Consider the following 7,712-nt stretch of genomic DNA (forward strand, 5'->3'; position numbering starts at 1 on the left):
ATTAGATATAAAAGTCAACGAGGACGATGGAGGATTCATGGGCCGTTACGAGGCAGACCACATTCTGTTCGGCGCCGCATACTACGACGAATATCTCATGATGAAGGGCATTGACCGCATCGATGAGGACATGGCGATGATGAAGGACGCGGGACTGAACGTCATCCGCATCGCCGAATCCACATGGAGCACCTGCGAGCCGCAGCCGGGTGTGTTCGACTTCTCCCATGTGGACCGTGCGCTCGACGCCGCCCACCGCGCCGGCATCGACGTCATCGTCGGTACGCCGACCTACGCGGTGCCCAGCTGGCTCGTCAAACTCGATCCGAGCGTCATCGCCGTCACCCCGAACGGGCAGGGCAAATACGGCGCGCGCCAGATCATGGACATCGTCAACGCCACCTACCGTTTCTACGGCGAACGCGTGATCCGCAAGCTCACCTCCCACGTCGCCGACCATCCGGCCGTCATCGGCTACCAGGTGGACAACGAGACGAAATACTACGATTCCGTCTCCGAGGACATGCAGCGCCTGTTCGTCAAGTACCTGCGCGAGAAGTTCCACGGCGATCTGGACGAGCTCAACCGCCACTTCGGCCTCGACTATTGGTCCAACCGCATCGACTCCTGGGAGGACTTCCCGGACGTGACCGCCACCGTCAACGAGTCCCTCGGCGGCGAATTCGACAAGTTCCGCCGCGACCAGGTGCGCGCCTTCCTGCAGTGGCAGGCCGACATCGTGCGCGAATACGCGCATGACGACCAGTTCATCACCCACAACTTCGATTTCGAATGGCGCGGATACTCCTACGGCGTGCAGCCGGCCGTCGACCACTTCAAGGCCGCCACCGCCGTGGACATCACCGGCGTGGACATCTACCACCCGACCGAGGACGACCTGACCGGCAAGGAGATCGCCTTCGGCGGCGACATGACCCGCTCCACCAAGAACGGCCGGAACTATCTGGTGCTCGAAACGGAGGCACAGGGCCAGCACGGCTGGGTGCCGTTCCCGGGCCAACTGCGCCTGCAGGCCTACTCCCACCTCGCCTCCGGCGCCGACATGGTGGAATACTGGCACTGGCACTCCATCCACAACTCCTTCGAGACCTACTGGAAGGGCCTGCTGAGCCACGACCTCGAACCGAACCCCACCTACCGCGAGGCGGGCGTGTTCGGCCGCGAGATCGCCAGACCGGAAGTGGGAGAGCGGCTCGTCCACCTGAAGAAGCGCAACAAGGTGGCCATCATGGTCAGCAACGAAGCGTTGACCGCGCTTGATTGGTTTCTCATAGAGGCCGGCTTCCCGTTCGGCGGCACCCTCAAATACAATGACGTGGTACGCAATGTCTATGACGCGCTGTTCGAGCTCAACGTGGAATGCGATTTCATCCCCGCCGACGCGCCAAGCGAACGCATGGCCCAATACGAGATGATTGTGGCCCCGGCGCTATACTGCACTCCGCAGGGAACGATCGACAGACTACGCGAATTCGTCGCGGACGGTGGTCACCTGATCGCCACCATGCGTTCCTTTGTGGCCGACGATGAGGTCACTGTATGGCATGATCGCGCGCCGCATAACCTCACCGACGTGTTCGGCATGACCTACAACCGGTTCACCCGTCCGAAGAACGTGCCGGTGGAGTTCACCGGTCCGCTCGCCGGCGTGCGACCGACTGAGGCGCAGGCGCTAATCGAGTTGGTCGATGCCGACGAAGGCGCGCAGGTGCTGGCCTCGTATGAACATTACGCGTGGAAGGACTATGCGGCCATCACACGCCATGCCTTTGGCAAAGGCGATGCCGAATGGATCGCCACCTTGCTCGATGCCGACACCATCCGCGCGGTGCTGCGCGAGGCCGTGGAACATGCGGGCGTCGTCGATGCCGGTGCTGCGCTCGCTGGCCAAGTGACGGTGCGTCGCGGAACGAACGCCCGCGGCGAGCGGGTGACGTACCTGCTCAACTACTCCGCAGACGAGGTCACCGTCGCCAGCCCAGTGGCGGGCGACGTGGTGGTCGCTCCGGAGGTAGTCGGTGGGGACGGTGAGCTTGACGAAACGGCGAATGCCGATATTGCGCTCAAAGCCGGATCCCGGGTGGCTGTGGGCGACGAGCTGGAGATCGGGCCGTGGAATCTTGTGGTGATCGCGGGGTAGAGGATTGACCTTACTGCCTTGCGTTATGGGATGAGCAGGTCGATGATGGCTTTCCATTCCCTGATGAAGTCGACGTCGTGCGAGCCGCTGAGCCAGCGCAGTTGTAGCCCCTCCATTGCGGACAGGACCTGCAGCGCGGTGCGCTCCGGATCGGTGACTCCATCGCGCTTGGCCGCGAACGTGTATTCCTTCAGCAGATTGATCTCGCGCTGTTCGAAATACTCGTGCATGGGATGGTCCTTGCTCAGCGCTTCGCTTTCCAGCAGGGTGTAGAACCGGACCATCTCCGGACGGTCGGCGTTGGTTTCCACGGTCCCCGTGGAAATGGCCTTCAGTCCCAGCTCGCAGTGGTATGCGATGCCGTCATCGAGGACTTCGCCGGTCACACCCTGCACGCCAAGATGCTCGGCTATGGCGATTTGATTGGTTCGATCAGCGTATTTGAGGGTTTCCTCAAGTAGCTGTTCTTTGGATTTGAAGTAGTAAAGGAGTCCGGCTTCGGTGATGTTCTGAGCTTGCGCCACGTCGCGGATAGTGAATCCCCAGAACCCGAATTGTGAGATGAATGAGATGGTGGTTTCAAGAATCGCCCTTCTACGTTCCTTGGCGTTCATTCGTTTTTTGGATTTGCCCTCTGTGCGGCGACGCATGTTCTTCTCCTTCATCTAGTGCCTACTAAGGTACAAGAAGGGGGAGAGGAGGATGATAAAAACCTTTGGAACACGCGGGATTATCGCCGAACATCAAATTTATAATATGATTTAACTAAGTGATTACTAGGTAATGAAACCAGTAATTGCGAAATAGGTGCAGAACAGCGTTTGGCTGACTTGCGGATGCGGCGCGACGGCGGTGGAACACCGTTGACTTGCGTCTTCGCAAAAGATGCCATATGCTAAACCATGTTAATTACCGGATGGTAATTAATTGATGGGGCGAGGCGGCTCCATCGCACGCACATTGATAGGGTGCGGAATCGCACATACGACACGAGTTCACTATTGGAGCATGATTCAAAGGAGAGTTTCATGAGTGAAGCAATAGCAAGCAGGGAAGAACGGCTGGCCGCATACAACGCCAATATCGCGGCGGCGGAGAAGAATCCGATGCTGTCTCCGGAAACGGGCCGGCCGCTGTCCAAGGCGAACGCCGTACGTTTTGGCGCTGGTTTTCTGGCCTTTGGCGTGCTATGGATGTCCGGTCTGGGCATCGTTTCCGCGGTGTTGCTGCCCATGCATTACAAGAGCATTGATGGCATCAGCGCCGACGCCCTTGTCGGCATCGTCAATGCGTTCACCGCGGTCGCGTCCCTGGTCGCCAACCTGATGTTCGGCAACTTCTCCGACCGCTCCCGTTCCCGCTTTGGTCGACGCACCCCCTGGATTATTTTCGGAGCCGTGCTTGGCGGCGTCACCTTGTTCCTGACCGGCACCACGCACAACGCCGTATTGCTGACCTTCTTCTACTGCGCCTGCATGTTCGGTCTGAACTGCATGATCGCGCCGGTAGTGGCCATCCTGTCCGATCGCGTGCCTTCCAAGATCCGCGGCACCATGTCCGCCTTCTATGGTGCCGGCTCCACCATCGGATCTCCGATCGGCACGATGCTTGGCGCTCTGTTCATCAAGAACCTGACCCCCGGCTTCGCCGTCGCCGGTGTGCTCATGCTCCTTGGCGGCGTCGTCGCCGTGATCATCATCCCCAAGGAGCAGCCCGCTGATTTTCTGCCGAAGGACGAAGGCTCCCTCAAGGATGTTCTCGTCTCCTTCAGGCCGCCGAAGTTCGACACCGCCCATGATTTCTACAAGGCGTTCGTCGGCCGCTTCTGCATGCTGATCTCCTACCAGATGATTTCCGTCTACCAGCTGTACATCATCCAGAACTATATCGGCCAGTCCGTCGACGAGTCCGCGGTCACAGTGTCCGTCGTGTCCATGATCACCATGGTCATGACGCTGGTCGGGTCCTTCATCTCCGGTCCGGTCTCCGATCTCATCGGCCGCCGCAAGGTGCCGGTCGTCGTGGCTTCTGTGCTGTTCGCGATTGGCATCGCGATGCCGTGGCTGATTCCGTCCTCGCTCGGCATGTACCTGTTTGCCGGCATCGCCGGTCTTGGTTACGCTGTCTATTCCGCCGTCGATCAGGCGCTGCTGGTGGACGTGCTGCCAAGCAAGGAAGAGGCCGGTAAGGATCTGGGCATCCTGAACATGGCCACCACCCTCGGCCAGATGTGCGGCCCGATCATCATGTCGAGCATCGTTGTGGCCCTGGGATACAGCTTCGCCTTCCCGGTCGCCATCGCGTTGGCCATCGTCGGTTGCTTCTTTATCATGGCCATCAAGAAAGTCAAGTAAGGCGAATCCTATCCCCGTGTTCCGTTCGGTGCCTTTGCGCCGGACGGAACACGGGCCGTGGGTCGTTGGTTTGTTTACGTTGCATGGCGCGGATGTGCCCTTCTCCCCTATGGCCGCGCTAAATGCCGACGGCTGCGTTTGAGTCGTCGGGCGCAGCGTCTCGACGCGGCTTTTGCCATATCGACAGGGGCCATTGTCCGGTGACAACCGGGTTTCATGCGACGGAGAAGTGAATCAAGGAGTTATTGAGTAATGGAAACCGCATCGTACAAAGGAGCGCATATGAATCTCGACTACATCAAAGGTGTGAACCTCGGCAACTGGCTGGTGCTGGAGAAGTGGATGAACCCGGCGCTGTTCGACGGTACCACCGCGGACGACGAATACTACCTGCCCACACAGCTCGACCCGGCTGTCTACGAGGCGCGCATCAAGACCCACCGTGCCGAATACATCAATGAACGCGATTTCGCCACCATCAAATCGTGGGGTCTGAACTCCGTGCGCATCCCCGTGCCATACTTCATCTTCGGTGACCGCGCGCCGTTCATCGGCTGCATCGACGAACTCGACAAAGCCTTCAACTGGGCCGAGAAATACGGCCTGACCATTCTCATCGACCTGCATACCGCGCCGATGAGCCAGAATGGTTTCGACAACGGCGGCATCTCCGGTGTGTGCAAATGGGCGCAGCTGCCCGACGAGGTCGAATTCGTGCTGTCCGTGCTTGAACGCCTCGCCAAGCGGTACGGCCATCGCCAGGCGCTGATGGGCATTGAGATCATCAACGAGCCGAACACCACCTCCTCCTGGCCGATGATGAATGTGACCGAACGCTACAAAGCGGTCGATTCGGAACTTGCCGAAGGCACCGGTCCGGTCGAATTCGACTGGCTCAAGAACTTCTACGTCACCGCCTACCACCGTTTGCGTGACGTCGACAAAGGCGCGTTGCCTGTCGACAAGGCTGTGGTGTTCCACGACGGTTTCGACATCGAGCAGTGGAAGGACTTCATGCGCGGGGATGACGGCAAGCTCGCTCCGGAATTCGTCAACGTAATCCTCGACACCCACCAGTACCTCATGACCGCCGAAATGATGGGTTGCCCGCAGACCGTGGAAGGCTACGACGATTTCGTGAGGAACACCTATGCGCCGATGATCGCCGAGATGAGCGAATACTTCCCGGTGATCGTGGGGGAGTGGTGCCTGTTCAACTCCGTCGGTTGCGGTGTGGACACCCACGGCGGTCAAAGCGTGCTCAACGGCGAGGAGGGCGCGCGGGCCGAAACCCTCAACGCCGAGCAGAAGCGTTCATTGTACCGGGGCGTGGCCGAATCCCAGCTCGCCGCATGGAGCACGGGCAGCGGTTTCTACTACTGGAACTACAAACTGCTCACCGACACCGTCAATACCCCCGGTTGGATCGGCTGGGATGCGTGGGACCTCGGGCGCTGCATCGCCCAGGGCTGGTTCCCCATTCAGAAGTAGTCCGACATCAAGCGACATAAGGAATGACAATGCTGCATAATCCGATCTTCAAAGGCTTCAATCCCGATCCGGCCATCTGTCGAAAAGGCGGCGATTACTACGTGGCCGTCTCCACCTTCGAGTGGTTTCCGGGCATTCCGATCTACCATTCCAAGGATATGAAGCACTGGGAGCTGCTCACCCACGTGCTCACCGACGACACCGATCCGAACCTCACCAAGCTGCCAAGCGCGAAGGGCATCTGGGCGCCGTGCCTTACGTACAGCGAATCCGAGGACATGTTCTACGTGATCTACGGCGTGATGAACTCCATGAACGCCCGTTACTTCGACGTGAACAACTATCTCATCAAGTCGAAGAGCATTGAAGGACCATGGAGCGAACCGGTCTACCTCACCTCCTCCGGCTTCGATGCGTCCATCCTGCATGACGACGACGGCAAAAAGTACATCGTCAGCCTCGAATGGGAGACGCGTGAAGGCTATGAGAAACCGGGCGTGATCTGCTGTGTGGAATACGATCCGCAGGCTAAGCACGTGGTCGGATATCCGAAGCGCATCTGGCGCGGAGCCACTGACCGTGGCTGTATCGAAGCTCCGCACCTGACCAAGCGCGACGGTTGGTACTATCTCATGTGCGCCGAAGGCGGCACCGGCTACAACCATGCCGTGACCATGGGCCGCTCACGCAACGTGTGGGGGCCGTACGAGCCCGATCCCAACGGCCCGCTGGTCACCTCCCAGCCCAAGGAATCCAACGAGCGCGCCGATGCCGACCATCTCAAGCCTCGCTACTTCAACCCGGATTCCGTGCTGCAGAAGTCCGGCCACGGCTCCTACGTGGATCTGCCGAACGGCGAAACCTACCTGGTGCATCTGACCAGCCGACCGTTCGTGCCGGAACTGCGCTGCACGCTCGGCCGCGAGACCGCCATCCAGAGGATGACGTGGACGGACGACGGCTGGCTGCGCATGGCGGACGGCTCCAACCTGGCCAAGATCGAGGTTGAGGAACCGGATCTGCCGGACGTGCCGATGCCGCGGATTCCGGGCCATGACGATTTCGATGACGGCGAGATCGGCAATTGGTACTATTCGCCGCGGCAGATGCCGACGACGTTCGCCAATGTGACGGAACGTCCCGGCTGGCTGCGCGTGCGCGGCGAGGAATCGCTTGCCTCGCTCAACCGAACGAGCCTGGTCGCGCGCAAACTCACCAGCGTGTACGCCACCGTGACCACGAAGATGGAGTTCCGCCCGGAGGTCTACCAGCATTCCGCAGGTCTGACCATCTACTACGACAATATGAACAACATCTTCCTGCGCAAATACTATTCCGAAACGCTCAGCGGTCCCGCGATCTCCATTATCCGCCTCGAAAACGGCGAGAAGACGGAAATGCTTGAGACCCGTGTGGCGGTGGAAGACAGGCCGATGTATTTTCGTCTCAACATCGAAGGCCGCCGTACGTGGTTTGCATGGAGCTATGACGGCGATGTCTGGACCAAAATAGGTCCTGATTTCGATACCACCACCTTCTCTGACGAATACTGCAGGTACGGCGAGTTCACCGGCACGATGGTCGGTATTGTCGTCACTGATGCGGTGTTGCATGAGAAGACCGCCGATTTCGATTTCTTCGATTATGAGGCGGATGAGACGAAACCCGTCGATTGAGTCGGCTCAGACCATCGTTTTGCCGGGAAG

5 protein-coding genes are annotated in these 7,712 nt (G+C 59.3%); 4 read left to right on the forward strand and 1 reads right to left on the reverse strand.

The window, feature by feature from the left end:
• Positions 1–37 precede the first annotated feature (37 nt).
• Positions 38–2,161: a beta-galactosidase gene (locus tag B3C64_RS07585; protein ID WP_291534872.1), complete on the forward strand. Its 2,124-nt coding sequence runs from the start codon at positions 38–40 to the stop codon at positions 2,159–2,161.
• Positions 2,162–2,184: 23 nt separating this feature from the next.
• On the opposite strand, the gene B3C64_RS07590 is transcribed toward B3C64_RS07585, so the two are convergent.
• A complete protein-coding gene (locus B3C64_RS07590; protein WP_291534868.1) occupies positions 2,185–2,811 on the reverse strand; it encodes a TetR/AcrR family transcriptional regulator in 627 nt (208 codons plus the stop codon).
• Positions 2,812–3,189: 378 nt separating this feature from the next.
• Between B3C64_RS07590 and B3C64_RS07595 the strand changes: the two genes are divergently transcribed.
• The 3 genes from B3C64_RS07595 to B3C64_RS07605 all read left to right on the forward strand — a co-directional run bounded on the left by B3C64_RS07595 (position 3,190) and on the right by B3C64_RS07605 (position 7,682).
• A complete protein-coding gene (locus B3C64_RS07595) occupies positions 3,190–4,515 on the forward strand; it encodes an MFS transporter (RefSeq protein WP_291534869.1) in 1,326 nt (441 codons plus the stop codon).
• Between the two features lie 252 nt (positions 4,516–4,767).
• Positions 4,768–6,006 (forward strand): glycoside hydrolase family 5 protein, encoded by a 1,239-nt coding sequence (locus B3C64_RS07600; protein ID WP_291534870.1) that lies wholly within the window; start codon positions 4,768–4,770, stop codon positions 6,004–6,006.
• Positions 6,007–6,035: 29 nt separating this feature from the next.
• Positions 6,036–7,682, forward strand: a complete 1,647-nt coding sequence (locus B3C64_RS07605; protein WP_291534871.1) for a glycoside hydrolase family 43 protein — start codon at positions 6,036–6,038, stop codon at positions 7,680–7,682.
• The last annotated feature ends 30 nt before the right edge of the window (positions 7,683–7,712 follow it).

The sequence above is a fragment of the Bifidobacterium sp. UBA6881 genome (assembly GCA_002451435.1).
Classification (GTDB): domain Bacteria; phylum Actinomycetota; class Actinomycetes; order Actinomycetales; family Bifidobacteriaceae; genus Bifidobacterium.

What these genes read in the sequence shown, in the direction of transcription:
- B3C64_RS07595 (WP_291534869.1), top strand. Translation starts at nt 3,190, where the DNA reads ATGAGTGAAGCAATAGCAAGCAGGGAAGAACGGCTGGCCGCATACAAC.
- B3C64_RS07590 (WP_291534868.1), bottom strand. Translation starts at nt 2,811, where the DNA reads ATGCGTCGCCGCACAGAGGGCAAATCCAAAAAACGAATGAACGCCAAG.
- B3C64_RS07600 (WP_291534870.1), top strand. Translation starts at nt 4,768, where the DNA reads ATGGAAACCGCATCGTACAAAGGAGCGCATATGAATCTCGACTACATC.
- B3C64_RS07605 (WP_291534871.1), top strand. Translation starts at nt 6,036, where the DNA reads ATGCTGCATAATCCGATCTTCAAAGGCTTCAATCCCGATCCGGCCATC.
- B3C64_RS07585 (WP_291534872.1), top strand. Translation starts at nt 38, where the DNA reads ATGGGCCGTTACGAGGCAGACCACATTCTGTTCGGCGCCGCATACTAC.